This window comes from Streptomyces paromomycinus (genome assembly GCF_003865155.1).
Taxonomy (GTDB): domain Bacteria; phylum Actinomycetota; class Actinomycetes; order Streptomycetales; family Streptomycetaceae; genus Streptomyces; species Streptomyces chrestomyceticus.
Genome location: NZ_BHZD01000001.1, coordinates 7,648,216 through 7,673,955, shown reverse-complemented (window position 1 = coordinate 7,673,955; position 25,740 = coordinate 7,648,216). Strand labels below are relative to the sequence as shown.

Below are 25,740 nucleotides of genomic sequence, written 5' to 3'. Positions count from 1 at the left end.
CCCTGCGCATCCGTCCACGCCGCCCGGCACGCACTCCGCACCGGCCGCCGGCTTCTTCCCCCGCAAGCCTAGCCAGGTCCGGCACCCGGACACGACGCCGGCCGGTCCGCGAGACACGGACCGGCCGGGTACGGGACAGGCACCGGCCGCCTACAGGGCGCCGGGGCGCTGTGCAGGACAGGTGCGGTGAGGACTAACTTCGCCCGGCGGTCCGGTGCCGTCCAGGGGTCCGGTACCCCCGGGCGACGAGATCCTGCAACGCGGGGTCCTGCGGTATCCGGCCGTCGGGGGTCAGCCGGTCCACGGCCTGCGGCAGCGTGTGCGCGAGCTGCCGGGCCGCCTCCTGGGCGCTGACGCCGTGCTCCTCGGCGATCCGCCGCAGGGTCTCGCCGGGCAGCGCCTGGGCGACCTGCTCGGGAGTGACCGGTTCGTTGACGCCGTGTCCCACCCAGGAGTGCGCCTGCCGTCCCAGCTCCCCTTGGAGGAGCTTGCCGAGCACGGTCTGTATGCCGCCATGGCCGCCGGGACCGGCGCCGGACACGGGGCCGCCGTGCCCGCCGGGCCCGGTGCCGCCGAGCGCTCCGAGCAGCGATCCGACGAGGTTTCCTGCCGCGCCGCCCTGGCCGCCACCGGGCAGTCCGCCCGTCGGTCTCCCGAGGTCTGGTGATCCCGTCATGTCCGTGCCCTTCCGCGAGATACCGGCAGTGTCGATGAGGCCCGCGCGACGCGTGACGTCATTCCAACGTACCGACACGCCGGGTTTCCGCCACCCGAAACCGGGTGGCACCACACCTCTCCCACCAGCCACAATCCCCCTCATGCCGACCTCCGCCGCAGGCCACGCCCTGGTCACCGGACACACCGTCTACGCCTGCGTCATGGGCTCGCGCGCCTTCGGGCTGGCCACCGGCGCCAGCGACACCGACCGGCGCGGGGTCTACCTCGCGCCCACCCCGCTGTTCTGGCGTTTCGAGAAGCCGCCGACGCATGTGGACGGGCCGCGCGAGGAGGAGTTCTCCTGGGAGTTGGAGCGTTTCTGCGCACTGGCGCTGAGCGCCAACCCGAACATCCTGGAGTGCCTCCACTCCCCCCTCGTCGAACACGCCGACGCCACCGGCCACGAACTGCTCGCGCTGCGCGGCGCCTTCCTCTCCCGCCACGTGCACCGCACCTTCACCGGCTACGCGGCCGGCCAGCTCAAGAAGCTGGAGGCGGACGTACGGCAGCACGGCGCGCCCCGCTGGAAGCACGCGATGCACCTGCTGCGGCTGCTGCGTTCCGCCCGTGACCTGCTGCGTACGGGCGTCCTGACGCTGGACGTCGGCGAGGCGCGCGCGGAACTGCTCGCCGTCCGGCGCGGTGAGGTGCCCTGGGCCGAGGTGGAGCGCCGGATGGCCGTCCTGACCGAGCAGGCCGCCGCGGCCGAGCCCGGCTCCCCGCTGCCGCCCGAGCCCGACCGCCGCCGCGTCGAGGACTTCCTGTACCGCGCCCGGCGGGACTCAGCCCTGCGCTGCGCCGAGGCGGGCGCGTACGACGAGGCCGTGTAGCGCGTCGTGACCGCCGGGAGTGTCCGGCAGCGCGGAGGCGGCCTGCGCCGCCTCCAGCCGGTCGTGCAGCGCCGCCACGTCCTCCCGCAGCCGCGCCACGTCCACCAGCCCGGCCGCCGCCCCGCGCTCCGCTTCCGCCTTGGCCGCGACCAGCTCCGGTACGTACGAGGGCGCCGCCCCCAGCCCGGTCAGCGTGGGCAGGTGCGTCGGCGCAGCATCAGCCGCGCGGACTTACGCAGGTCGTGCGTCACCAGGTCGACGCCGGAGTCGCGGGACGGGAAGCCGTACAGATGCGCGCCGGAGACCGTCGCGAAGACCAGCGGATCGCCCTCCCCGCCCGTCACCGCACCCAGATCGAAATCCGGCAGCCCGGCAGCCCGGCAGCCCGCGGCACAGCGCCGTCCGGCACGCCGTCACACATCCCACACCTTCCCCAGTCCCACCAGCTGGTCGCGGTACTCGATCCGGTCCGCCCACTCCGCGGGCCACGCCCCGGCGCCCAGGTGGGCACCGGCGAAGGCGCCGGCGAGGCAGGCGATCGAGTCGGAGTCGCCGGACGAGCAGGCGGCCCGGCGGAGCGCGGTCAGCGGCTCGGCGGGGAAGAGCAGGAAGCACAACAGGCCGGTGGCGAGCGCCTCTTCGGCGATCCAGCCGGCGCCGGTGGCCAGGCACGGGTCGGCCTCCGGGTCGGGCGCGCGCAGCGCCGCGTCCAGCCGGTCCAGCACGCCGAGACACTCGTCCCAGCCACGCGCGACGAAGTGCTCCGGAGACGGATCCTGTGCGTACCGCCACAGCTCACCGAGCCAGTCGCCCCGGTACACACCACGGCTCTCGACCGCGTACGAGCGGAGCAGCCCGGTCAGCTCGTCCGGCCGGGCACCCTGGGCGAGCAGGTGCACGGCGTACGCGGTCAGGTCGCTGGCGGCGAGCGCGGTCGGATGCCCGTGCGTCAGCGCGGACTGGAGCTGTGCCGCCCCGGAACGCTGCTCCCGGCTCAGCCCCGGCACCAGCCCCACGGGCGCCACCCGCATGTTCGCGCCGCACCCCTTGGAGCCGGTACGGCTGGCCTCGGCCCACGGCCGCACGTCCTCGCTGAGGAGCCGGCACGCGACGAGACAGGTGTTGCCCGGCGCCCGGTTGTTGTCCGGCGAACGCCACCACTCGACGTAGGCGCGCCGTACGGGCGGAAGCAGGTGCGCGGCGTCCAGACCACTGATGCCGCCCGCGGCCGCCACGGCGGTGCGCAGACCACGCCCGAGGGCGATCGTCATCTGCGTGTCGTCGGTGACGTACGCGGGGTCGGGCAGCGCCATCCCCCGCCACGGGCCGTACGCGGCCTCGATCGCCCGTACATCCTGGAACTCGGTCGGGTACCCGAGCGCGTCACCGAGCGCCAGCCCGATGAGCGCTCCGGTCGCGGCGGACGCCATGAAAAGAACCACCCCTTAATCGTCACAGTGACAATAAGGGGTGGTCCCACCACCTGACAAGGCACGCAGCGCCCTGCACCCGGTGCTTACAGCTCGACCTCGCGCATCAGCATGCCGACCTCGGTGTTGGTCATCCGCCGCAGCCAGCCCGACTTCTGGTCGCCCAGCGCGATCGGCCCGAACGCCGTCCGCACCAGCTTGTCCACCGGGAAGCCCGCCTCGGCCAGCATCCGGCGCACGATGTGCTTGCGGCCCTCGTGCAGGCTCACCTCGACCAGATAGTTCTTGCCGGTGTTCTCCACCACCCGGAAGTGGTCGGCGCGCGCGTAGCCGTCCTCCAGCTGGATGCCGTCCTTGAGCTGCTTGCCCAGGTCACGCGGGAGCGGGCCCTGGATCGCGGCCAGGTAGGTCTTCTTCACGCCGTACCGCGGGTGGGTCAGGCGGTGGGCCAGCTCACCGTGGTTGGTGAGCAGGATGATGCCCTCGGTCTCGGTGTCCAGCCGGCCCACGTGGAACAGCCGCGTCTCGCGGTTGGTCACGTAGTCGCCCAGGCACTGGCGCCCGTCCGGGTCCTCCATCGTCGAGACGACACCGGCCGGCTTGTTCAGCGCGAAGAAGAGGTACGACTGCGTGGCGACCGTCAGGCCGTCCACCTTGACCTCGTCCTTCTCCGGGTCGACACGGACGCCCTGCTCCATGACGATCTGCCCGTTGACCTCGACCCGCGCCTGGTCGATCAGCTCCTCGCACGCCCGGCGCGACCCCATGCCCGCACGGGCCAGCACCTTCTGCAGGCGCTCGCCTTCCTGGTCACCGAAGGTCTTGGGCGTCTTGATCTGCGGCTTGCTGTGGCGGGCGCGGTTGCGCTCCTCCACCTGCGCGTCGTACTCACGCGGCCGCGCCGGAGCCTGGCCGCGACCACGCTGCTGCGGCCCCTTGCCCCCGGGCTTACCGCCGCTCTTCGGGCTGGTACGGGGACCACCCTTGGCGCCGCCGCGGGCGGCCGCACCGCGGCCCCTGCGCTCCTCGCCGCGATCCGGAGCCCCACCACGGCCGGCGGAGCCGCCGCGACCGCCCTGGCCGCCGCCCTGCCCGCCACCACGGCCGCCGGAACCGCCCCGGCCGCCGCCGTCGCCACGGCCCGGACCGCCCTCGCCCACGTCGTAGCGGCGCTCCTCGGGACGGGGCCGGCCGGCGCGCTGCTGCTTCTCGTCCTTCTTGTTGCCCGCACCCCGGTAGTTGCCCCTACCGGTGTCCCTGTTGTTCCTGCCGCTGCTTCGCATCAATGATCCGTCTGAGAGTCGCCGCTGTCGTCTACGTCGAACGACGGAACACCTTCCCGGGAATCGCCCTCGACCGCCTCCGCCTCCGGGAGGAAGGGAGCGAGCTCCGGGAGCTCGTCCAGGCCGCGCAGGCCCATCCGCTCCAGAAAGTAGTTCGTCGTCCTGTACAGGATCGCACCTGTTTCAGGTTCCGTCCCCGTCTCCTCCACCAGACCGCGCTGGAGAAGGGTGCGCATCACACCGTCACAGTTCACCCCGCGAACGGCCGAGACCCGGGAACGGCTGACCGGCTGACGGTACGCGACCACCGCCAGAGTCTCCAAGGCGGCCTGCGTCAGCCGCGCCTGCTGACCGTCCAGCACGAAGCTCTCCACGGCGTCCGCGTACGCCGGACGGGTGTAGAACCGCCACCCCCCGGCCACCAGCCGCAGGTCGAATCCGCGCCCCTGCCGCGTGTAGTCCTCCGACAGCTCCCGCAGCGCCAGCGCCACCTCCCGGCGGGGCCGCTCCAGCACCCTGGCCAGGTGTTCCTCGGTCGCGGGCTCGTCCACGACCATCAGCACCGCCTCCAGCGCGGGCCGCAACTCCAGCTCCCCGACACCGAGCGCCCCTGCCGGGGCGTCCCGCGCCTCCCCGTGCGCCACCTCCACGTCACTCACCCCGCATCCTCCTCACCCTCACCCGCCGGGGCCTCCGGCCCGGGTTCCCGGTCGAACTCGTCCGTAACAACCGGATCGGCCTCCGCACCACCCGTCCACCGGACCGTCAGCGCCCCCAGCGCCTGCTCCTGGTCCAACTCCACCACCCGCTCCCGGTACAGCTCCAGCAGCGCCAGAAAGCGCGCGACGACGGTAAGGGTGTCCGGCGCGTCCTTCGCAAGCTCCGCGAACCCGGCCTCCCCCACCACACGCAACCGCGCCACCAGCACCTCCGCCTGCTCCCTGACGCTGACCAGCGGCGCATGGATGTGATCGACATACACCTGCGGCCGCGCCTTGGGCTGCATCGCCTTCACCGCGAGCCGCGCGAACCCCTCGCCTCCGATGCTGATGGCGACCTCGGGCAGCAGCTCCGCGTGGTGCGGCTCCAGACCGACCGTACGGGGGTAACGGCGCCCCTCGTCCTCCAGCCGCTCGCTGAAGATGTCCGCGATGCGCTTGTACGCGCGATACTGCAGCAGCCGCGCGAACAACAGGTCACGCGCCTCCAGCAGCGCGAGGTCCGCCTCGTCCTCCACCTCGGCCACCGGCAGCAGCCGCGCCGCCTTCAGATCGAGCAGCGTCGCCGCCACGACCAGGAACTCCGTGGTCTGGTCCAGGTCCCAGTCCGGCCCCATGGCCCGGATGTACGCCATGAACTCGTCCGTCACCCTGGACAGCGCGACCTCGGTGACGTCCATCTTGTGCTTGGAGATCAGCTGAAGCAACAGATCAAAAGGCCCCTCGAAGTTCTCCAGCCGAACCGTGAACTTCCCGTCCCCGGCCGCACCGTCCTCGACGGACGGAACATGGTCTTCGGTCGTGAGCATCGTGATCCAGGAAAGGGGGCGACGGGGCCCTCAAGCGTATCCGCCCCGGCGGCAACGCCATTCCCAGGCGCGCGTTCTAGGGGTGCGCGTTGTGCGCGGAGGGTCCGGCGGTGGGGGGCTCGGGGCCACTCCGGGGTCACTCTCCCCCAGCCTTCGGCCGGGGGTACCCCCACGGCATCCTTTAGTTGAAGTGCCTCGGATACGTGGGCCAGCGTGCGGACTGCCTGCGGGGAGACCCCTGCGCGACCCCGAGCCCCGGCCGTCCGGCGGCATTCCGTGCAATCGGGCTGGGCTTCTACAAGCCCAAACGCTCCCGATGCGGTGCTCGCGTTGTGCGCGGAGGGTCCGGTGGTGGGGGGCTCGGGGCCACTCCGGGGTCACTCCTCGGCATCCTTTAGTTGAAGTGCCTCAGATGCGTGGGCCAGCGTGCGGACTGCCTGCGGGGAGACCCCTGCGCGACCCCGAGCCCTGGCCGGATGGCGGCTTTCCGAGCGATCGGGCTGGGGACTTTCACAAGCCGGGCGCGTCCCGGCGCGCCCCGGCACCCCGGTGCTCCCCGGCATCCCGGTGCGCCTCGGCGCCCGAGTGCCCGGGCGCGCGAGTGCCCGAGTGGCGTCCGGCGCGCCAGCGTCCGAGGGCCCACGTGCCCGAGTGGCCGCGCGTCGTCCGGCGCGCCAGCGTCCGAGTGCCCGAGCATCCGGGTGCCCGAGTGGCCGGGTGTGGTCCGGCACGCCAGTGCCTGGGTGCGCGAGTAGCGTCCGGCGCGTCAGCGCCCGGTGGCGCGGCGGAGCCGCGTCGGGGTGGGCCGGCCCGGGGCGCGCGTTCCGCCGCCGGGGAGTGGCCTGCCGTGCCGCCATGCCCGCCGCGAGCCTCACCACCAGGAGGGCGGGCACCGGTGTGATCGGAAACCTCCCCCCACCGACCTCGGCTCGCCGAACCGGCCGGAGGGGGCGCGTAGGGGGCCATCCCCGCAGGCAGTCCGCACGCTGCCCCACGTATCCGATTCACTTCAACTAAAGGATGCCGAGGAGTTGGCCCCCTGCGCGCCCCCGCCCCCACCACGAAAGCAACGCGAGCCTGCGGTCAGCAAAACCCTCGCGCGAAGCGCCGAGACCCCCGGTGCACCACCGCGTCAGCGGCCCCGCAACCGCCGAACCAAAATACTCGCATCCCCGCGCGACTCCAGATCCGCCAGCACCACCGCCACCGCCTCGCGCACGATCCGCCCACGATCGACCGCGAGCCCGTGCTCGCCGCGGAGGACCAGCCGCGCGTGCTCCAGGTCCATCAGTTCCTCGGCGGACACGTAGACCGTGATCTTCTCGTCGTGCCGCTCGCGACCGCTCGGCCGCCGATTCGCCCCACGGCCCCGGCGGCGCGAGGAGGCAGCCTGCTGGGCCGCGGTCTCCGTGTCCTGCCGGCGGCGCCCCTTCGGGCCGTCCGCCTCCGCGCCGCGGCCCCCGTGTTCGGCCACCGACCCCTCCGCGCCGGCATCCGACTCGGCCCGCCGCTGCCGCGGGGTCGTTTCCTCGCCGGATCCCGGCACAGGCTCCGGCTCACTGCCGGGCGCAGGAACGCGCGCCGCCTCCCCGCTGCCCGGCGGAACCCCGTTCGTCTTGCGGGGCGCCGGGGACTGCAGCCCCGACCCCCCGGTCGTGCGGAACAATTCGTCGGCTCCGGGCAGACTCACTCGGCGTGACACCGGGCGAGCACCTCCCTGGCCAGCTGACGATAGGCGGCGGCACCGACGGAGTTGGACGCGTACGTGGTGATCGGCTCACCCGCGACGGTGGTCTCCGGGAAGCGCACGGTACGGCCGATGACCGTGTGGTACACGTGGTCGTCGAACGCCTCGACGACACGCGCGAGGACCTCGCGGCTGTGGACGGTCCGCGAGTCGTACATCGTCGCCAGGATGCCGTCGAGCTCCAGGTCGGGGTTGAGCCGTTCCTGGACCTTCTCGATCGTCTCGGTGAGCAGCGCCACACCGCGCAGCGCGAAGAACTCGCACTCCAGCGGCACGATGACCTTGTGAGCCGCCGTCAGCGCGTTGACGGTGAGCAGACCGAGCGAGGGCTGGCAGTCGATGACGATGTAGTCGTAGTCGGCCATCAGCGGCTTCAGCGCACGCTGCAGCGTCGACTCGCGCGCGACCTCGCTGACCAGCTGGACCTCGGCGGCTGACAAATCGATATTGCTGGGCAGCAGGTCCATGTTGGGGACGGCCGTCTTCAGCAGCACCTCGTCGGCCGACATGCCCCGCTCCATGAGCAGGTTGTAGACCGTCAGGTCCAGTTCCATCGGGTTGACTCCGAGCCCGACGGACAGCGCGCCCTGCGGGTCGAAGTCGACGAGCAGCACCCGTCGGCCGTATTCGGCGAGCGCGGCACCCAGGTTGATGGTCGAGGTGGTCTTCCCCACCCCGCCTTTCTGGTTGCACATCGCGATGATTTTGGCGGGGCCGTGGTCCGTCAACGGTCCTGGGATCGGGAAGTAGGGAAGGGGGCGCCCGGTGGGGCCGACACGTTCGCGGCGCTGGCGGGCGGCGTCCGGCGCGAGCGTGGCCGCGTATTCGGGGTCCGGCTCGTACTCCGCGTCCGGGTCGTAGAAGTGCCCCTCGGGCAGGTCGTCGTAGTCGGCGAGCCGGGTGGGATCTGAGCCGCCCCGGTCGCCGGCCATGGCGTTCACGTGATGGCCGTCCATGCTCTGGTGGGCTGTCGTCGTGGGGCTCTGTTGGGTCGCGAAGGTGTGGACAGCGACGGAGCCGACAGCCTGGAGCCCCGAGGGACCCTGGCCCCGTGCAACCGCTCCTGGTCGACCACCTCCGGGAGTAAATGTCGACTCATTCACAAGTCGTCTTACCTCCTTGGATGTGACCAGGAAACTTATCGATAGGTCAGCGTGGCACTATGCCGACGGTTGGCGACTCTATGGCGTGTCGGGCGTTCGCAGCAACACAATCCGCCGGACCCGGCCCGATGTGTCGGCAATCGAACATGCCGATGTCAAGGGTGCAGGCCGCACAAGCCCGAGGTTTCGAGGGTGTGCGAATCGGTTAAAGGGTTACGTTCTCGGCGAGTTGGGGTCCGCCCGTGCCGTCCCGGGCGTGCGGCGTGTCGGCGAACGGCCGCGGCCGGGCCTTGTGGACAAGGCCCGGCCGGCAGAGCGTCATTGACGCGCGCTATTGACGCCTCAGCCGAGAAGCGTCGCCAGGTCGGTGGCCTCCAGGCCGTGCGCCTCGGCGACCGGACCGTAGACGACCTTGCCGTCGTGCGTGTTCAGGCCCTTGGCCAGGGCGGCGTCGCGGCGCAGCGCCTCGACCCAGCCGTTGTTCGCCAGCGACACGATGTAGGGCAGCGTGGCGTTGGTCAGGGCGTACGTGGAGGTGCTGGGCACCGCGCCGGGCATGTTGGCCACGCAGTAGAAGACCGAGTTGTGGACCTGGAAGGTCGGCTCGGCGTGGGTGGTGGGCCTGGAGTCCTCGAAGCAGCCGCCCTGGTCGATCGCGATGTCGACAAGGACACTTCCGGGCTTCATCTTGGCGACCAGCTCGTTGGTGACCAGCTTCGGGGCCTTGGCGCCCGGGATGAGGACCGCGCCGACGACGAGGTCGGCCTCGACGACGGCCTTCTCCAGCTCGTAGGCGTTGGAGACGATCGTCTGCACCTTGGTGCCGAAGATGCGGTCCGCCTCGCGCAGCTTGTTGATGTCCTTGTCGAGCAGGGTGACGTGGAAGCCGAGACCCACGGCGATCTGCACGGCGTTCCAGCCGGAGACACCGCCGCCGATGACGACGGCCTTGCCCGCGGCCACGCCCGGGACACCGCCCGGCAGCACGCCGCGGCCGCCGGCCTGGCGCATCAGGTGGTAGGCGCCGACCTGCGGGGCGATGCGGCCCGCGACCTCGGACATCGGGGCGAGCAGCGGGAGCTGGCGGCCCGGGGTCTCCACCGTCTCGTAGGCGATGGCGGTGGTGCCGGACTCCAGGAGGGCGTCGGTGCACTCGCGGGAGGCGGCCAGGTGCAGGTAGGTGAAGAGGGTCTGGTCCTTGCGGAGGCGGTGGTACTCCTCCGCGATCGGCTCCTTGACCTTCAGCAGCAGGTCCGCGGCAGCCCAGACCTCGTCGGCGGTGTCGAGGATCTCGGCGCCGGCCGCGACGTACTCCTCGTTCGGGATGGCCGAGCCGAGGCCGGCGTCCTTCTCGATGACGACCTGGTGGCCGTGGCGGACCAGCTCGTGCACACCGGCGGGCGTGATCGCCACCCGGAACTCGTTGTTCTTGACCTCGCGGGGGATGCCGACCTTCACGTCGATCACGGTCCTTGTAAGAGAGCTTGCAGGAGGAAATCCATGCATGCCAGGCATGCCGGGACTGACCGCGGCGTCCGCGGCCTGGCCAGTCTATTTAAGGATTCTGAGTTGTCTAGCCTTGCAAAGCATCTGTTACTGAGAGGAACACCACCGATTTCGTAGGTCACTGTGGGTGATCTGAGAGAAGGCGTTCCCCCAGACCCCGGTGCAGCCTTGCGGCTGCCGGGTCGCCGAGCCGGTCGAGGGTGTCCGCGATCCGCAGCTGGAGCGCCGCCTCCAGCCGTCCGTCCTTGGCCTCGGCGGCCAGGGAGAGGGCCGCGGTGCAGGTCCGCAGCGATTCCTCGGGGCGGCCCGCATACTCCTGCACCCGCGCCGCCTCGCCGAGCGCGCGCGCTTGGCCCGCCACGTCGCCCAGCCTCCGGTACGCGCCGTATGCGGCCCGCCACTCCTTAAGGGCCTCGCCCCACCGCGCCGCATAGGTCAGCACCGCGCCGATCCGGCCGTGCAGCCGGGCCCCGTCCGCGTTCTCGCCCCGGGTCAGGCGCAGCTCCAGCGCCCGCCCGTACCAGTCGGCGGCCCGCTGCCAGTCCCCCAGCTCCGTGTACGTACCGCCCAGCGACTCCAGCGCGCGTACCGTCGCGATGGGGTCCCGGACCTCGCGTGCCGCGGTCAGCGCGCCCCGGTAGCGGGCCATCGCATCCGCGGTCCGCCCGGCCTGCGCGTCCAGGTCGCCCAAGTTGAGCAGGGCCGCGGCCCGCTCCCGCGCCAGGCCGCGCCGCTCGGCGACCTCCAGGACCAGGCCGTGCAGCCCGTAGAGGTCGGGCGCGGCGGCCTCGGCCCCCTGGTGGGCGATCAGGGTGCGCACGATCGCGGCCATCAGCCGCCGGTCCAGGGTGTCCAGCTCGCCTTCCTCGACGGCGATCCGGGCCGCCTCCAGCAGGGCGGGCCGGCGGCTGCGCAGCCAGGCGGCGGCGGAGGCGGCGGACGCGAAGCGCAGCGAGCGCGGCAGGCCCGCCACCTTCTGCCGGGCCGGTGACCCGGCGGGTTCGCCGAGGGCCCGGCAGGACTGGAGCAGCCGTACGGTGCGTTCCAGCATCCGGGCCCGGGCGAGCTGGATCTCGGCGGGCCGTTCCTTCTCGTGCAGCACGGCGCGGACGAGCTGGACCAGGCAGCCGGGCATCCGGTACTGCGCCTGGAGACCGGCGCTCCCGGCGGCCGGGGCCCCGGGCCCGGACGGCTGCGGTTCCGCGTCCTCCACCGGCCGCAGCAGCCCCCGCGCGGCGAAGTCCTGGAGCGCCGCCTCGGCCGCGGCGACCGAGCAGCCGGCCAGGGCGGAGGCGATGTGCGCGTCCACCAGTCCGGCCGGGGCCAGGGTGAGCAGCCGCAGGGTGCGGGCGGCGACCGGCGGCAGGGTGGCGTGGACGAGCCGGAAGGCGCGGGCCATGGGGCGTCCGCCGGCCGGTTCGTCGGCCTGCTCGGGTACGTCCCGCAGCGCCTGGAGGAGGTCGGCGACGGAGTTCTTGGGGTGCCCGGCGAGCCAGCCGCCCGCCAGGACGAGCGCGGCGGGGCGGCCGCCGCACTCCTCGGCGACGGCGTCGGCGGAGCGCGGGTCGACGGTGATGCGGGTGGGCCCCGCGTACCGGCTGAGCAGTTCGACGGCGGACGCGTTGTCCAGGCCGCCCAGGGTGCAGGGCCGTACGTCGGTGATGCCGGTGAGCGGGCCTTCGGAGACGGCGACGACGAGGCAGTCGGCGGCGTCCGGCAGCAGCGGTTCGACCTGCTCGGCACCGGCCGCGTCGTCCAGCAGCAGCAGGGCGCGGCGCTCGGCGAGGGCGGCGCGCAGCGCTTCGGTCAGCTCGTCCTCGGCGGCGCCGGGCTTGACCGGGGCGCCGAGTGCGGTGAGCAGGTCGCGGGCGACGAGGTCGAGGGGTACGGGACCGCCGCCCGGGGTGCTCAGGGTGGCGCGCAGGACACCGTCGGGGTAGTCGTCGGCGAGCTGCCGGGCCAGTTCGGCGGCGAGGGCGCTGCGGCCGGAGCCGGGACGCCCGGCGATCAGCAGGACGCGGCTGCGGGCGCCCCGGCGGCCGGAGAGGGTGTCCAGGCCCGTACGGGCGATGTCGGCGCGGAGGGACTTCAGTTCGCGGCGGCGGCCGATGAACCCGCCGGCCGCGGTGGCGGCGGGCGGCACGGTCCGGCGGGCGGGGGGCCTGCGGCTGCCCGGTCCGGCCGCGGCGGTGCCCCCGGCCGGGCTCCGGCCGGGGGCGGCGCGGTCGGCGGCGGACTCCACGGCCGTGCCGTCCGGGTCCGGTCCCGGCCGCTGCCGTGCCGCCGTCGCGGGTCCGCCCGCCTTCCCCGGCGGGACGCGTCCCCCGCCCACCGCCTGATCCGCCACGGGTCACGCTCCCGTCCACCTGCGCTTACGAGCCCGCCGCGGTCGCGTACGGGAACGCCGTCGAGCGTAGTTCACGACCCGTCACACGCCCGGTGGAGCGCGACGGTTGAGTCACTCGTCCGGATCAGCACATCATCGGACCGCGGTCGCGTACGGGGCCGCAGCGGCGGCGCTCAGGCTTCGAACGGGCGGGCCGGCCAGGGCGCGTCGGCCGGGCGCAGCGCGTCCAGTCCGTCACCCGCGCGGGCGGCGGCCAGCGCGAGCACGCCGACCACCAGGCAGTTGTTGTGCAGTTCGCCGGCGAGCGCGCCGCGCACGAGGTCGGCGACCGGTACCCGCGCCAGCTCCATGTCGGCCTCCTCCTCGGAGACTTCGAAGCGCTCGCCCTCGGCCTCGGACAGATCGCGGGCCAGGAAGATCCGTACGGCTTCGTCGCAGCCGCCGGGGGTGGTGTAGACGTCCGTCAGCACCCGCCAGTCCTCGGCCTTGACGTGGGCCTCCTCGTACAGCTCCCGCTGGACGGCGTGCAGCGGGTTCTCGCCGGGGACGTCCAGCAGCCCGGCCGGGACCTCCCAGAGCTTGTGCCGCACGGGGTGACGGTACTGGCGCAGGACCAGCACCCGGTCCTCCTCGTCGAGCGCGACGACGGCCACCGAGCCGGGGTGCACCTGGTAGTCACGGGTGGCCGTGGAGCCGTCCGGCATGACGACCTCGTCCGTACGCATGCTGGTCTTCTTGCCGGTGAACGGCGTCGCGGTGGCGGTGACCCGCCACGCTTCCGGGCTGTCCTGGATGGCCATGTACGTCCTTCCGCAAAGCAGTCGACCGGGGCACCCGGCCGTGAAAGGCCAGGTACCCCGGTCAACCGTACCCAACGGCGGCCGGTCCCCCGCGCGCGCTGCGAGGGGGCCGGCCGCCCGCGGGATCAGCCCTTGGCGCCCTTCTTGGCACCGGCGGCGGCGCCGGTCTTGCGCTCGACGGCCGCCTTCACCAGGCCCGCGAAGAGCGGGTGCGGGCGGGTCGGGCGGGAGCGCAGCTCCGGGTGCGCCTGGGTGGCGACCAGGTAGGGGTGCACCTCGCGCGGGTACTCGACGTACTCGACCAGCTTGTTGTCCGGGGAGGTGCCGGAGAACAGCAGGCCGGCCTTCTTCTCCAGCTCACCGCGGTAGGCGTTGTTGACCTCGTAGCGGTGGCGGTGGCGCTCCTCGACGTACGGCTGGTCGTCGTAGACCTCGCGCACGATCGAGCCCTCGGCCAGCTTGGCCGGGTACATGCCCAGCCGCATGGTGCCGCCCATGTCGCCCTCGCCGGCGACGATGTCCATCTGCTCGGCCATGGTGGAGATGACCGGGTCGGCGGCGGCCGGGTCGAACTCGGTGGAGTTCGCGCCCTCGATGCCGGCCAGGTTGCGGGCCGCCTCGATGACCACGCACTGCAGGCCCAGGCAGAGGCCGAGCAGCGGGAGCTTGTTCTCGCGGGCGTAGGTGATGGCGCCGACCTTGCCGTCCACGCCGCGGTCGCCGAAGCCGCCGGGGACGCAGACCGCGTCGCAGTCGGCGAGCTGCTGCTTGGCCCCGGCCGGGGTCTTGCAGTCGTCGGAGGTGACCCACTTGATCTTGACGCGGGCCTTGTTGGCGAAGCCGCCGGCGCGCAGCGCCTCGGTGACCGACAGGTAGGCGTCGGGCAGGTCGATGTACTTGCCGACCAGCGCGACCTTCACCTCGTGGTCGGGGTTGTGCACCCGGTCCAGCAGGTCGGCCCAGACGGTCCAGTCCACGTCGCGGAACGGCAGGTCCAGCTTGCGCACGACGTACGCGTCCAGGCCCTCGGCGTGCACGACCTTGGGGATGTCGTAGATGGAGGGCGCGTCCGGGCAGGCGATGACGGCGGCCTCGTCCACGTCGCACATCAGCGAGATCTTGCGCTTGATGGCGGTGGGCACCTCGCGGTCGGCGCGCAGCACGATGGCGTCCGGCTGGATGCCGATGTTGCGCAGCGCCGCGACCGAGTGCTGGGTCGGCTTGGTCTTCAGCTCGCCGGAGGGGCCGATGTAGGGCAGCAGCGAGATGTGCACGACGAAGACGTTGTCGCGGCCGACCTCGTGGCGGACCTGGCGGACGGTCTCCAGGAACGGCAGCGACTCGATGTCGCCGACCGTGCCGCCGACCTCGGTGATGACGACGTCGACGTCCTCGTGGGCCAGCCGCCGGATGCGGTGCTTGATCTCGTTGGTGATGTGCGGGATGACCTGCACGGTGTCGCCCAGGTACTCGCCGCGCCGCTCCTTGGCGATCACGGTGTTGTAGACCTGGCCGGTGGTGACGTTCGCGGAGCCGTCGAGGTCGACGTCCAGGAAGCGCTCGTAGTGGCCGATGTCCAGGTCGGTCTCGGCGCCGTCGTTGGTGACGAAGACCTCACCGTGCTGGAACGGGTTCATCGTGCCGGGGTCGACGTTCAGGTACGGGTCGAGCTTTTGCATCGTGACCCGCAGGCCCCGCGCCTTGAGCAGCGCGCCCAGGCTGGAGGCGGTGAGGCCCTTGCCGAGCGAGGAGGCGACGCCCCCGGTGACGAAGAGGTGCTTGGTCGTCGTTGATTTGGGCGGCATGGCCAAGAGGGGGCTCCCGTGGTCGCGTGGTGAAGAGGTGCGAATCAGCCACGCCCTGCGGTTGTCAGGGGTGCCTTCGCTGCGGTCGGGGGTGCCGTGCGACTGACGCCGGGCCCCTCGGTCCACGGGGTACCAGGCTATCAGCGACCGGGCATGGTCGCGCCCGGCCACGCTCACGGCGCACACGTACGGCCCTCTCCCGCGGGGCGCGCGGCGCCGCACGTGACCCAGGCCACCCGTTCGGCGCAGTGCTGTCTCACCGCAGCGGCAAGCGGATCACTGCCGTGCGTCGTATCCTGCTCGGACACTCGCCAGGAGCCGTCCGGCAAGGCACCACCCCCGCCCGATTTCCGGACTCGCCGCTCGGCAGAGTTTCATGGGCAGGACGGACAAGATCACACGTCCCATGGGGGGCGTCACTCCAGTTCGACGGGAGATGCACGTGGCCGGGCGCATCGAGGACTACGCACTCATCGGCGATATGCAGACCGCCGCTCTTGTGTGCCGGGACGGCACGGTGGATTGGCTGTGCCTGCCCCGCTTCGACTCACCCGCGGTCTTCGCAGGACTGCTGGGCACGGAAGAGAACGGTTTCTGGCGGCTGGGGCCCGCACACAGCCCCGAAGGCGGGCCGCTGCCCGCCGACCGACGCCGCTACCGGGGCGACTCGCTCGTCCTGGAGTCCGAGTGGGACACCCCGCGCGGCACCGTGCGCGTCATCGACTTCATGCCGCCGCGCGAGGACGCGACACCGCAGCTGATCCGGATCGTGGAGGGCGTCAGCGGGCGGGTGCCGATGCGTTCGGCGCTGCGCATGCGGTTCTCCTACGGCTGGGTGGTGCCGTGGGTCCACAAGATCGACGAGCGTACGGTCGCCGTCGCCGGGCCCGACTCGGTGTGGCTCGACACGGACGCCGAGACCTACGGCAAGGACCTGACGACCTACGCGGACTTCACGGTCGGCCCGGGCGAGCGGATCGCCTTCACGATCAGCTGGCAGCCCTCGCACAGCCGCCCGCCGCACGTGCCGGAGCCGGAGGCGGCGCTGGAGGCGACCGAGGACTTCTGGCGCGAGTGGGTCGACCACTGCACGTACCACGGCCCGTACCGGGACGCGGTGGTCCGCTCGCTGATCACGCTGAAGGCGCTCACCTACGCGCCGACCGGCGGCATCGTCGCGGCGCCCACCACCTCGCTGCCCGAGGACATCGGCGGCTCCCGCAACTGGGACTACCGCTTCACCTGGCTGCGCGACGCGGCGATCACCCTGTCCTCGCTGCTGCGCACCGGCTACCGCGAGGAGGCCCGCGCCTGGCGCGAGTGGCTGCTGCGCGCGGTGGCCGGCGACCCGGAGAACCTGCAGATCATGTACGGGATCGCGGGCGAGCGGGAGCTGGGCGAGAACGAGCTGACCTGGCTGACCGGCTACGAGAACTCGCAGCCGGTCCGGGTCGGCAACGGCGCCGCCGGGCAGCTCCAGCTCGACGTGTACGGCGAGGTCACCGAGGCACTGCACCTGGCGCACAACACCGGCCTGGCCCGCAACGACTACGCCTCGCTGCTCCAGCTCAAGCTGATCCAGTGGGTGGAGAAGCACTGGGACGAGCCGGACGAGGGCATCTGGGAGGTGCGCGGCCCGCGCCGGCACTTCGTGCACTCCAAGGTGATGACCTGGGTGGCGGTGGACCGGACGATCAAGCTGATCGAGTCCGGTGACGTGGACGGGCCGCTGGACCGCTGGCGGCAGCTGCGCGAGACGATCCACCGGGAGGTGTGCGCCAAGGGCTACGACCCGCAGCGCAACACCTTCACGCAGTCCTACGGCTCCAAGGAGCTGGACGCCTCGCTGCTGCTGATCCCGCAGATGGGCTTCCTGCCGCCGGACGACAAGCGGGTGATCGGCACCATCGAGGCCATCCAGCGCGAGCTGGGCACCGAGGACGGTTTCATCCTGCGCTACCCGACCTCGGGCGACGACGCGGGCGTGGACGGCCTGGAGGGCGACGAGGGCGCGTTCCTGGCGTGCTCGTTCTGGCTGGCCGACGACCTGGCGATGATCGGGCGGGTCGAGGAGGCCCGGATCCTGTTCGAGAAGCTGCTGGCGCTCCGCAACGACCTGGGCCTGCTGGCCGAGGAGTGGGACTCCAAGCTCCAGCGGCAGGTGGGCAACTTCCCGCAGGCGTTCAGCCACGTCCCGCTGATCGACACGGCGCTGCGGCTGACGGCCAGCGGCGCGTACGGCGGCTGACGGAGGACACGGACGGACGAGGGGCCACGGCAGCGGTGCCGTGGCCCCTCGTTCTTGCTTCCGGGCGGCTCAGAACGCCGTCAGGGTGAGGGTCATCTCGCGCGGCGCGCCGTCCTCGATGTACGAGGCGAAGTTGGCCACGTCGTCGAAGGCGAAGCCGTACGCCTTGCCGTCGGCGGCCTCGGCGTGCAGGACGCGCGCGTAGTGGTTGGCGAGCTGTCCCTTGTAGAAGGTGCCGGCGTCGGTGGTGGGCTGGGCCGCGTGGTCGGCGAGGGTGGCGCGGTTGAGGGCGGCACCGAGCACCGCGGCGACCGGGCCGCGCAGCCCGTCGTTGGGGGCTTGCAGGGTGCCGTGGCAGAAGAGCACGTCGCGGGTGGACGGCTTGGCGACGGAGAACTGGGCGGGGCCGCGGAAATTGAACTGGCCGCCGCTGACCCGGCCGGTGAAGGTGCCCCTGTTGGTGGTGACCTTCAGGTCCTTGGAGGTGTACGCGTTCCAGGAGCGGTCGATGTACGGCGCGAGGTAGTTCCGGTCGAACAGCCCGGCGTCCAGGCCGTGGCTGGGGGCGATGACGCGCTTGTCGCCGACGACGAGCTTGCCGAAGCCCGGCGTCCGGCCGATCTCGGAGAAGATGCGGGAGCGGGCACCGGCCTTGAGGGCCCCGGCCGTCTGGTCCCGGGCGCCGACGAGGCGGATGGACATCGGGACGCTGAACATGTCGACCGACGTGGTGTTGCAGTGCATGCCGGCCCCGTCGTACGTGAACTCCGCGCAGTCGTGCACGATCGGGTAGTTGGGGTCGCCGGACACCCAGCCCGCGGGGTAGGCCAGCGCGGGCCGGCCGTTGCCGTCCCGTACGGCCTTGAACTTGAGCTTGGAGCCGAGCGACGCGTAGATGCGGCCGGACATCTTCGGTATCCGCAGGGTGGTGCTGCCGTTCGCGGCGAGCGGCATGGCGTAGTCGGTGAAGCCGTCCGGGCGGTTGTCGCCGAGGGATATGGGCTTGATGTCACCTTGGGGTGTGACCCGTACCTGCTGGCCATCGACATTGCCGACGATGTAGATCCACACCGCCGAATTGGCGTAGCGGCCCGTGCGGTTGACGACGTGCAGCGGCAGTCCGGCCGCGGTGGCGCCGGCCGGCGCGGCACCGGCGGTACGGGCGAACAGGCCCGCGCCGGCTCCGGCGGCGGCGGTCGCGGCGACGCCGCCGATGAGGGTGCGACGGGAGATCATGCGGTGGCTCCTTGCTGTACGGAGACGGACACGTGGTCGACGAGGAGGGAGGCGCCGGGGCGTGTCGCGTCGGTCGGGGTGGCACGGCCCGCGACGGCGTCGGGGAAGGCGCCACCCATCGCGAGGTTGATCAGGAGGAAGTGGCCGTGGTGGGTCGTTCTGGCCCAGGTCGCGGCGTCCATCTGGGCAGAGCTGACGGTGTGGAAGCGCTGCCCGTCCACGGACCAGTGGAGGTACTCGGTCGATCCGGTGCGGTCCAGTTCCAGGGCGTAGGTGTGGAAACCGGCCTGGCAGGCGGCACCGGGGCAGACGCGGGAATTGCCGATGCCCTGCGCCTCGTTGCAGGGGCCGCCGGGGTTGACGCCGCAGTGCAGCACGCCCCAGACGCGGTTGGCGCCGTTGACGTTCTCCATGATGTCGAACTCGCCGATGCCGGGCCAGTTCCAGTAGTTGCCGCGGAACTCGGCGCCGAGCGTCCAGAAGGCGGGCCAGTAGCCGAGCGCCGCGTCGCCGGAGATGTTCGGCATCTGGACGCGCGCCTCGATGCGCAGCTTGCCGCGGGCCGGGGCGGCGAAGTCGGTACGGCGGGTCTCGATGCGGCCCGAGGTCCAGGTGGCGCCGTTCTTGAGGGCGGTGATCTTCAGGTGGCCCGCGCCGTCGAGCTTGAGGTTCTCGGGGCGGTCGGTGTAGGTCTGGTGCTCGCCGGTGCCCCAGTTTGCGGGGCCGCCCGGGTAGCCCTTGCCGGTGTCGATGATCCAGTCGTTGGCGGACGGGCGGGAGCCCGCCGCGCCGTTGAAGTCGGTGCGCCACACTTCCTTGTACGCGGCGGACGCGGCAGGCGCGGCAGGCGCGGCGGCCACGGTAGCCGCAGGGGACGCGGCGGGCGCGGCGGCCGGTGCGCCGGCCGAGGCGGTGGGCAGGGCGGGTGGCCAGGCGAGGACGAGGGCGAAGGCGGCGGTGAGCGCGCCGAGCAGTGACGCGGTTCTGGCCCGGGCCCGCTTCCGTACCGGTATTTTCGTGTTCATGACATAGCTCCTCGGCGACGTGGGGTGATGAGGAGTTCCGTGTGCACACGCGGCCTGAGACAATGTGAGAGCGCTCTCATGCCGTGTTGGGGCACACAGTGCCGACTTCCCGCCGAGCCGTCAAGGCTTGGTATGGACCGACGAGTTGGCCCGAAATCAGCTACGGGGGTTGAATGGTGCATGCAGCAAAAGGCGGGCGTCCGACGCTGGAAGCGGTCGCCGCACGGGCCGGCGTCTCGCGCGCCACGGTCTCCCGTGTGGTCAACGGCGGCGCCGGAGTCCGCGGCGAGGTACGGGACCGGGTCCGGCGCGCGGTCGCCGACCTCGGCTACGTACCGAACAGCGCGGCCCGCTCCCTGGTGACCCGCCGCACCGGCGCGGTCGCCGTGGTGATCGCCGAACCGGAGTCCCGGGTCTTCGCCGACCCGTTCTTCGGCCGCCAACTGCGCGGCATCAGCCGGGAACTGTCGGCCGCCGACATCCAGCTCCTGCTGCTGCTCCAGGAGACCCGCGCCGACTGCGACCGCGTCGGCCGCTACCTGGCCGCCGGACACGCCGACGGCGTCCTGATGTTCTCGCTGCACCGCGACGACCCGCTGCCCGCGATGGCCGAGGCGTCCGGCCTGCCCACGGTCTACGGCGGCCGCCCCGGCTGGGCGGACACCGGACCCGGCCCGGGCCCGCTGTACGTCGACACCGACAACCGCGACGGCGCCCGGCAGGCGGTACGCCACCTCCGTGACCGCGGCCGCCGCCGGATCGCCGTGATCACCGGTCCGCTCGACCAGACCTCCGCCCAGGACCGTCTGGACGGCTACCGCGACGCGCTGGCCCCCGCCGCACCCGACCCCCGGCTGATCGCCGACGGCGGCTTCACCGCCCAGGGCGGCGAGCGCGCCATGGCCGGCCTGCTGGCCGCCGCGCCGGACCTGGACGGCGTCTTCGTCTGCTCCGACCTGATGGCCTCCGGAGCGCTGCGGACCCTGCGGGCACACGGCCGCCGGGTGCCGGAGGACGTCGGCGTGGTGGGGTACGACGATCTGGACCCCGCGGCGTGGACGGACCCGCCGCTGACCACGGTGCGCCAGGACGTGGAGGAGATGGGCCGGCTGATGGCACGGCTGCTGCTGCGGCGGCTGGGGGCGGATGCGAAGGCTCCTGGGGACGAGCTGTCCTCGGTGGTCACGCCGGCGCGGTTGGTGGTCAGGGAGTCGGGGTGAGCGGGCCTGCTCCGGGGAGGGGCAGCCACCGTCCCGGTACGTCCGGACAGCGGACGGCGGGTAGCGTTCCCCGCCATGGGGCCGGAAGCGGAAGTCGAAGCGGTGATCACGGTACGCAGGGCACTGGAGCTGCCCGCGCTGCGGCGCGGGCTGCCCGAGGTGCTGGCCGGTGAGGACCGTCTCGACCGCGCCGTCCGCTGGGTGCACGCGGGCGAGGTGCCGCACATCGCCTCCCTGCTCAAGGGCGGCGAGCTGCTGCTGACCACCGGCCTCGGCCTGGGCACCCGCCCCTCCGAGCAGCGCGCGTTCGTCCGCGAGCTGGCCGACCGGGAGATCGCCGCCCTCGTCGTGGAGCTGGGCTCCCGCTTCGAGGCGCTGCCGTCCGCCGTCGTCGACAGCGCGCGTGCCTGCGGCCTGCCGCTGGTGCAGCTGCACCGCGAGGTCCCGTACGTCACCGTCACCGAAGAGATCCACACCGAGCTGGTCAACAGCCACTACCTGCTGCTGCGGCAGGCCGACGAACTCCTGCGCAGCTGTACGGACGTCCTGCTGCGCGGCGGCGGCGCCCCCGAGGTGCTGCGGCGGCTGGCCGCCTTCACCGGCAACCCGCTCTGCTTGGAGACCCCCGACGGCAGCCCTCTGTACGCGGCGGGCCCGGACGACGGCAAGGCCGCGGACGCCGATCCCCTCCAGGCGTGGGAAGGGCTGCGGGAGACCGGGCTCCGGGTGGACGTGCCCGGCGGCGGGCCCGGCCCCGACGCCGTACGCGCCCGCCTGGTCCTGCTGCCCGTCAACGCGCCCGTCGCGCCGGTGCACCGGATCGCCGCCGAGCGCGCCGCCGACCTGCTCGCCGTCGTGATGCTCCAGTCCCGGCAGGAGGAGGTGCTGGCCGCGCGCGGCCGCGGTGACTTCCTGGCCGATCTGGCGGAGGGCCGGATCACCGCGGGCGAGGCCCCGGCGCAGGCCCGCCTGCTGGGGTTCCGGCCGGGCGGCGAACCGATCCTTCCCGTGGTCATGCGGCTGCCCGCCCAACTGCCCGCGCCGGGCAGTTGGGCCGTACTGGCCCGCGCCCTGCGGGAGGAGCTGGCCGCGCTGGGTGTGCCCGTCCTGCTGGGCGTACGTCCCGTGGAGGGCCGGGTGCCGCTGCTCGTCGCGCTGCGCGCGGGCCAGGACCGTACGGCCGTCGCCGACCGGGTCGCCGAGGCCCTGCGCACGGGCGTCGAACGGGCCGGGGCGGACTCCCCGGCGGCGCGGCGCCCGGTGGTCGTGGTCGGCACGGCGGGCGACTGGCCGGCGGCGGGCCCCGGGCTGCGGCACGCGACGGAGGCTGCCGCCGCCGCGCAGGGCCTGCCGGAGCAGCCCTGGCACGACGCGCGTCGGCTGGACATCGAGCTGCTGCTGTGGCGGATGCGCGAACACGGCGAGCAGGGCGTGCTGACGGACTTCGTGGACCGTGCCGTCGGCCCGCTGCTCGTCCACGACCGGGCCGCCCGCCAGCCGCTGCTGCCGACCCTGGAGGCGTATCTGGCCAGCGCGGGCCGCAAGGCGGAGACGGCACGCGACTTGAACGTCAACCGGCAGACGCTCTACGACCGGCTGGCCCGCATCGCCCAGCTGCTGGGCACCGACCTGGACGACCCGCAGACGGTCCTCGGGCTGCGGCTGGCTCTACGGGCCAGGAGGCACACGGAACGGGGGTGAGGGCGCCCCCAAGGGAGGCCCCCGAAGGCCGTCAGAGCAGTGCCCGCTCAGGCCCGCAGCGTCTCGGCCGCCGTGCCGACACCCAGGGCCAGCAGGACGCCGCCGGTACCGCGCTCCAGATTGCGGTGCACCCGGGGCCGCCGCAGCCAGCGGAGCAGCCGCCCGGCGCCCACCGCCACCAGCAGCAGCCAGCCCGCCGCGATCACCGCGTCGATGACGCCGAAGAGCAGGGTCGCCCCCAGCACCGAGTGGTCCTGCGGCAGGAATTGGGGGACGACCGCGACGAAGAAGATGCCGACCTTGGGGTTGAGCAGACAGCTGTAGAGGCCCTGCCGGAACGCCTGTGCCGACCGGACAGCCACGGGACCCGTGGGGTCCGTCGGACCCGAGGTGTCCGTGGGGTCCGTCATGTCCTTGCCACCGCCCTCCCCCGCCCGGCCCGTGGCACCGGAGGCCGCCCTCCGGTACGTCCACAGGGCCTGCGCGCCCAGGAAGACCAGATAGGCCGCGCCCACCAGCCGTACGGCCATGAAGGCGGCGTCCCAGCGTTGCAGCGCGGCCGCCAGGCCCGCCGCGGCGGCGACGGCCCAGGCCAGCGAGCCCGCGGCGGAGCCGAGCGCGGAGGCGGCTCCGGCGCGTCTGCCGCCGCGCAGGCAGTTGCGGAGCACCAGCAGGGTGTCGGGCCCGGGAGCCATCGTCACCAGCAGGGCGAAGAGCGCGAAGCCGAGAAGCGCAGCCGTCACAGCGGCCTCCTGTCGTACGGGGCGTGCCTGGTCGCGGGCAAGGTGAAGATCGCGCGCGGTGCCGGGCGACTCTACCCGTCGCCGGCCTGCGGGAGTTCTGGGTTTCCGGACGCCCGGCCCCTGGCTGCCCGGCCGCTCAGCGCTCCCGCCGCTGCATCAGCTCGTCGTACACGCTCAGCACCTGCGCGACCGTGGCGTCCTCGGTCGGCCAGCCCGCGGCCTGCGCGCGTCCGGCGGCAGCGAGCGTGTCCCGGCGGGCGGGGGCGGCCAGCAGGTCCAGGACGGTACGGGCGAGGGCCGTCGCGTCGCCGTACGGGACCAGTTCGGCGGCATGGCCGACCAGTTCACGGGTGCCGCCGACATCGGTGGCCACCAGCGGGACACCGGCCCGCAGCGCCTCCTGGGCGATCAGCGAGCGGGCCTCCCAGCGGCTGGGCAGCACCAGGAGGTCGGCGGCCGCGAGGAGTTCGGGCACGTCGTCGCGGCGGCCGAGCAGACAGACCGGCAGGTGCTCGGCGTCGATACGCCGCTGGAGCGCCTCACGCTGCCCGCCCTCCCCCGCCACCGCGACCATCGGCTGCGGGTCCAGCGCGCACCAGGCGTGCGCCGCGTCCAGCAGGAAGCCGTGCCCCTGGTGCGTCTCCAGGCGGCCGACGACGAGGATCAAGGGGCGGTCCACGGCGCCCAGTTCGGCACGCTGCTTGTGGGCGGGGCGGTCCTCCGCCGTCAGCGGGCGGCCGCCCGTCCGGGGCGCCGGGATGGCGACGGGGGCCAGGCGCGCGTCCCGGGCGCCGCGTTCGCGGGCCCGGTCCACCAGGTCCGAGCACGCGCCCAGGACGACCGCGGCGGCCCGCGCCACCCGGCGTTCCAGCAGTTGGACCAGCCGGGCACGCGGCCCGTCCGTGTGAGCTTTGGTGTGCCAGGTGACCACGAGGGGGACCCGGCGGCCCCGCGGGCCCTGGAGGGCCAACGCGGCGTGCAGGCCCGCCCGCAGGCCGTGCGCGTGCACGAGGTCGGCGTCCCCGCAGGCGGCCCGCAGCGACGTCACGCCGGCCGGGTCGGCGCGCGGCGGGACCGCTACGAACCGCGCGCCCGCGTCGGTGTAGTCGTACGTGTCCTCGGCGTCGGGCGAGGCGCACACCGTCACCCGGACCCCGCGCGCCACCAGCCCGGCGGCCAGCGACCGCACATGGGCGGCGCTGCCCGCGCTGCCCCGGCCCAGCACCTGGACCGTGCGCAGCGGCGACGGTCCGTGCGGCGGGGCCGGGGTACTGGTCACGTGGGCGGTGCTCCTGGGGTCGGTGGCGGACCGGGCGGCGCGCCGCGGCGGCCGGCTCCGCCCCGGGCAGGCGCCGGTACGGGGCGCGGTCGCGCAGCTGTACGCGCTGCGCCCCCAGGATGCCAGCCCGCGCCGTCGATCCGGGACCGCCGACGAGCCGTTCCAAGGGCACACATCGCCCATACACCCACCTGACCACCCATATGGGCGACAAACCACCCACTCCGTCGGCCCAGCGGCAGTGACCTGACGCGGGGTCCCGCCGTTACGCGCCGCCGGGCGCGGCCGCCCGCCCGGCCCGGTCGCCGGCCACCGCGGCTCCGACCAGGGCGGCGGCGTGCACGGCCAGCCCCGCGCGGCCGCACCCGGCGGCGACGGCGAGCCCGATTCCGGCGCCCAGGGAGTGGGCGCCCGCGTCACCGATCATGGTGCACTCCCCCAGGTCGTCCGCGAGGACCGCCGCCACGGCCCCCGCGGGCGCCGCGGCCAGGGCTCCCGCAGGGCCGCGCCGCAGCAGCCCCGGCGCCGCCGCGGCGAGCGTGGCCAGCGCCGCCCGGCCCGGTCGTACGTCCACCAGGTTGACGGCGTGCGCGGCGCCCGCGATCACCACCCCGGCGAGCACCTTGTCCAGCGGCCGCTCCTTGAGCAGCGCGCCGGCGGCCAGCCCGGCCGCGCCGATCCCGAACAGCTTCACCGCGCCGCTGGTCAACTCCCCGTCCGACAGGGCCGACAGGTGGGCCCGGAAGCCGCGCCGGGGGTCCCCCGCTCCGGCGAGGTCGTCATACGTACCGCAGCCCCCGGCCACCAGGACGGCCAGCGCCGCCGCCGTGCGCGTACGGGCGGACAGACCCGGCGCGGTCACGGCCGCGAGCGCGGTGCCCGCCACGGTGGCGGGCCCGCTGTACAGGTCGACCGTGCGGCCCGCGTGGTTCGTACGCTCCCAGCGCCCGCGCCCACCGGGCGGCCGGCGCCGGATCTGTCCGTACACGGTCCGGGTGGCGCCTGCCGCGACAGCGAACGGCAGGCTTTTGCGCGACATTTCGATCATGATCGGCAGCGTAGGGCGGCCGGGCGGCGCGGTGTTCGTGGGGCCGGGGCGTCCGAACGGCTCGGGGGCCGGTTCCCTGCCGCCGGCCCCGGCTGCCGGCCCGTCGCCGGCCCCGGTCCCGGTCCTCCGCCGCCCTCCGCCCGC

General features: G+C 73.3%; 20 protein-coding genes and 1 pseudogene. 4 read left to right on the top strand and 17 right to left on the bottom strand.

The features are described from left to right. Positions 1-193 precede the first annotated feature (193 nt). Positions 194-676 carry a YidB family protein gene (locus tag OEIGOIKO_RS33060; protein ID WP_125057113.1) on the bottom strand — a complete coding sequence of 161 codons (483 nt, stop codon included), beginning with the start codon at positions 674-676 and terminating at the stop codon, positions 194-196. 142 nt (positions 677-818) lie between these two features. Here OEIGOIKO_RS33060 and OEIGOIKO_RS33055 point away from each other — a divergent pair, with 142 nt between their 5' ends. Continuing rightward, complete coding sequence (locus OEIGOIKO_RS33055) at positions 819-1,547, top strand: nucleotidyltransferase domain-containing protein (protein WP_125057112.1); 729 nt, start codon at positions 819-821, stop codon at positions 1,545-1,547. On the opposite strand, the pseudogene OEIGOIKO_RS33050 reads toward OEIGOIKO_RS33055, so the two are convergent. From OEIGOIKO_RS33050 to OEIGOIKO_RS33000, 11 genes and pseudogenes are all read right to left on the bottom strand, one after another. Next, positions 1,500-1,915: pseudogene (locus tag OEIGOIKO_RS33050) on the bottom strand (hypothetical protein). The gene OEIGOIKO_RS33055 and the pseudogene OEIGOIKO_RS33050 overlap by 48 nt on opposite strands. 45 nt (positions 1,916-1,960) lie before the next feature. After that, complete coding sequence (locus OEIGOIKO_RS33045; RefSeq protein WP_125057111.1) at positions 1,961-2,977, bottom strand: ADP-ribosylglycohydrolase family protein; 1,017 nt, start codon at positions 2,975-2,977, stop codon at positions 1,961-1,963. 86 nt (positions 2,978-3,063) lie between these two features. Further along, on the bottom strand, positions 3,064-4,260 hold the full coding sequence (locus OEIGOIKO_RS33040; protein ID WP_125057110.1) for a pseudouridine synthase: 1,197 nt from the start codon (positions 4,258-4,260) through the stop codon (positions 3,064-3,066). Beyond that, the gene (gene scpB, locus OEIGOIKO_RS33035) at positions 4,260-4,919 is read right to left on the bottom strand and encodes an SMC-Scp complex subunit ScpB (RefSeq protein ID WP_371858989.1); all 660 of its coding nucleotides are present in this window, start codon (positions 4,917-4,919) and stop codon (positions 4,260-4,262) included. Before scpB ends, OEIGOIKO_RS33040 begins: the two co-directional genes overlap by 1 nt. Next, positions 4,916-5,788 (bottom strand): segregation and condensation protein A, encoded by an 873-nt coding sequence (locus tag OEIGOIKO_RS33030; RefSeq protein ID WP_125057109.1) that lies wholly within the window; start codon positions 5,786-5,788, stop codon positions 4,916-4,918. The genes scpB and OEIGOIKO_RS33030 overlap by 4 nt, the downstream gene beginning before the upstream one ends. A 1,132-nt stretch (positions 5,789-6,920) precedes the next feature. Continuing rightward, positions 6,921-7,478, bottom strand: coding sequence for a hypothetical protein (locus OEIGOIKO_RS33025; RefSeq protein ID WP_125057108.1), 558 nt, complete (start codon positions 7,476-7,478; stop codon positions 6,921-6,923). Further along, positions 7,475-8,491, bottom strand: coding sequence for a ParA family protein (locus tag OEIGOIKO_RS33020; RefSeq protein ID WP_030019435.1), 1,017 nt, complete (start codon positions 8,489-8,491; stop codon positions 7,475-7,477). Before OEIGOIKO_RS33020 ends, OEIGOIKO_RS33025 begins: the two co-directional genes overlap by 4 nt. A 489-nt stretch (positions 8,492-8,980) precedes the next feature. Next, positions 8,981-10,096, bottom strand: coding sequence for an alanine dehydrogenase (gene ald, locus OEIGOIKO_RS33015; protein ID WP_032928116.1), 1,116 nt, complete (start codon positions 10,094-10,096; stop codon positions 8,981-8,983). Between the two features lie 166 nt (positions 10,097-10,262). Then, positions 10,263-12,491 (bottom strand): tetratricopeptide repeat protein, encoded by a 2,229-nt coding sequence (locus tag OEIGOIKO_RS33010; RefSeq protein ID WP_371858988.1) that lies wholly within the window; start codon positions 12,489-12,491, stop codon positions 10,263-10,265. A 173-nt stretch (positions 12,492-12,664) separates the two neighbouring features. Next, on the bottom strand, positions 12,665-13,291 hold the full coding sequence (locus OEIGOIKO_RS33005) for an NUDIX domain-containing protein (RefSeq protein WP_030019433.1): 627 nt from the start codon (positions 13,289-13,291) through the stop codon (positions 12,665-12,667). Between the two features lie 125 nt (positions 13,292-13,416). After that, positions 13,417-15,096 carry a CTP synthase gene (locus OEIGOIKO_RS33000; protein WP_125057107.1) on the bottom strand — a complete coding sequence of 560 codons (1,680 nt, stop codon included), beginning with the start codon at positions 15,094-15,096 and terminating at the stop codon, positions 13,417-13,419. A gap of 436 nt (positions 15,097-15,532) precedes the next feature. Here OEIGOIKO_RS33000 and OEIGOIKO_RS32995 point away from each other — a divergent pair, with 436 nt between their 5' ends. Continuing rightward, a complete protein-coding gene (locus OEIGOIKO_RS32995) occupies positions 15,533-17,344 on the top strand; it encodes a glycoside hydrolase family 15 protein (RefSeq protein ID WP_125057106.1) in 1,812 nt (603 codons plus the stop codon). Positions 17,345-17,413: 69 nt separating this feature from the next. Here the strand turns inward: OEIGOIKO_RS32995 and OEIGOIKO_RS32990 are convergent, their stop codons facing one another. Together OEIGOIKO_RS32990 and OEIGOIKO_RS32985 are read right to left on the bottom strand one after the other, a co-directional pair. Further along, positions 17,414-18,580, bottom strand: a complete 1,167-nt coding sequence (locus OEIGOIKO_RS32990; protein ID WP_125057105.1) for a beta-1,3-glucanase family protein — start codon at positions 18,578-18,580, stop codon at positions 17,414-17,416. Then, entirely contained in the window at positions 18,577-19,605 is a 1,029-nt protein-coding gene (locus tag OEIGOIKO_RS32985; RefSeq protein WP_246177699.1) for a glycoside hydrolase family 16 protein, read from the bottom strand. The genes OEIGOIKO_RS32990 and OEIGOIKO_RS32985 overlap by 4 nt, the downstream gene beginning before the upstream one ends. Positions 19,606-19,778: 173 nt before the next feature. Here OEIGOIKO_RS32985 and OEIGOIKO_RS32980 point away from each other — a divergent pair, with 173 nt between their 5' ends. Further along, positions 19,779-20,825 (top strand): LacI family DNA-binding transcriptional regulator, encoded by a 1,047-nt coding sequence (locus OEIGOIKO_RS32980; RefSeq protein ID WP_125057104.1) that lies wholly within the window; start codon positions 19,779-19,781, stop codon positions 20,823-20,825. Between the two features lie 75 nt (positions 20,826-20,900). Further along, entirely contained in the window at positions 20,901-22,526 is a 1,626-nt protein-coding gene (locus OEIGOIKO_RS32975; RefSeq protein ID WP_125057103.1) for a PucR family transcriptional regulator, read from the top strand. A 47-nt stretch (positions 22,527-22,573) separates the two neighbouring features. On the opposite strand, the gene OEIGOIKO_RS32970 is transcribed toward OEIGOIKO_RS32975, so the two are convergent. The 3 genes from OEIGOIKO_RS32970 to OEIGOIKO_RS32960 form a co-directional block, all read right to left on the bottom strand. Continuing rightward, complete coding sequence (locus tag OEIGOIKO_RS32970) at positions 22,574-23,269, bottom strand: LysE family translocator (RefSeq protein ID WP_125057102.1); 696 nt, start codon at positions 23,267-23,269, stop codon at positions 22,574-22,576. A 136-nt stretch (positions 23,270-23,405) separates the two neighbouring features. Beyond that, positions 23,406-24,548 (bottom strand): glycosyltransferase family 4 protein, encoded by a 1,143-nt coding sequence (locus tag OEIGOIKO_RS32965; protein WP_125057101.1) that lies wholly within the window; start codon positions 24,546-24,548, stop codon positions 23,406-23,408. Between the two features lie 265 nt (positions 24,549-24,813). Further along, positions 24,814-25,596 (bottom strand): hypothetical protein, encoded by a 783-nt coding sequence (locus OEIGOIKO_RS32960; RefSeq protein ID WP_125057100.1) that lies wholly within the window; start codon positions 25,594-25,596, stop codon positions 24,814-24,816. Between the last annotated feature and the right edge of the window lie 144 nt (positions 25,597-25,740).

Excerpts from the sequence above, each read along its gene's own strand:
- OEIGOIKO_RS32985 (WP_246177699.1), bottom strand. The coding sequence starts at position 19,605 with ATGAACACGAAAATACCGGTACGGAAGCGGGCCCGGGCCAGAACCGCG.
- OEIGOIKO_RS32975 (WP_125057103.1), top strand. The coding sequence starts at position 20,901 with ATGGGGCCGGAAGCGGAAGTCGAAGCGGTGATCACGGTACGCAGGGCA.
- OEIGOIKO_RS33005 (WP_030019433.1), bottom strand. The coding sequence starts at position 13,291 with ATGGCCATCCAGGACAGCCCGGAAGCGTGGCGGGTCACCGCCACCGCG.
- OEIGOIKO_RS32995 (WP_125057106.1), top strand. The coding sequence starts at position 15,533 with ATGCACGTGGCCGGGCGCATCGAGGACTACGCACTCATCGGCGATATG.
- OEIGOIKO_RS32980 (WP_125057104.1), top strand. The coding sequence starts at position 19,779 with ATGGTGCATGCAGCAAAAGGCGGGCGTCCGACGCTGGAAGCGGTCGCC.
- OEIGOIKO_RS32990 (WP_125057105.1), bottom strand. The coding sequence starts at position 18,580 with ATGATCTCCCGTCGCACCCTCATCGGCGGCGTCGCCGCGACCGCCGCC.
- OEIGOIKO_RS33045 (WP_125057111.1), bottom strand. The coding sequence starts at position 2,977 with ATGGCGTCCGCCGCGACCGGAGCGCTCATCGGGCTGGCGCTCGGTGAC.
- OEIGOIKO_RS33040 (WP_125057110.1), bottom strand. The coding sequence starts at position 4,260 with ATGCGAAGCAGCGGCAGGAACAACAGGGACACCGGTAGGGGCAACTAC.
- OEIGOIKO_RS33020 (WP_030019435.1), bottom strand. The coding sequence starts at position 8,491 with ATGGACGGCCATCACGTGAACGCCATGGCCGGCGACCGGGGCGGCTCA.
- OEIGOIKO_RS33000 (WP_125057107.1), bottom strand. The coding sequence starts at position 15,096 with ATGCCGCCCAAATCAACGACGACCAAGCACCTCTTCGTCACCGGGGGC.
- OEIGOIKO_RS33055 (WP_125057112.1), top strand. The coding sequence starts at position 819 with ATGCCGACCTCCGCCGCAGGCCACGCCCTGGTCACCGGACACACCGTC.
- OEIGOIKO_RS33060 (WP_125057113.1), bottom strand. The coding sequence starts at position 676 with ATGACGGGATCACCAGACCTCGGGAGACCGACGGGCGGACTGCCCGGT.
- OEIGOIKO_RS32960 (WP_125057100.1), bottom strand. The coding sequence starts at position 25,596 with ATGATCGAAATGTCGCGCAAAAGCCTGCCGTTCGCTGTCGCGGCAGGC.
- OEIGOIKO_RS33030 (WP_125057109.1), bottom strand. The coding sequence starts at position 5,788 with ATGCTCACGACCGAAGACCATGTTCCGTCCGTCGAGGACGGTGCGGCC.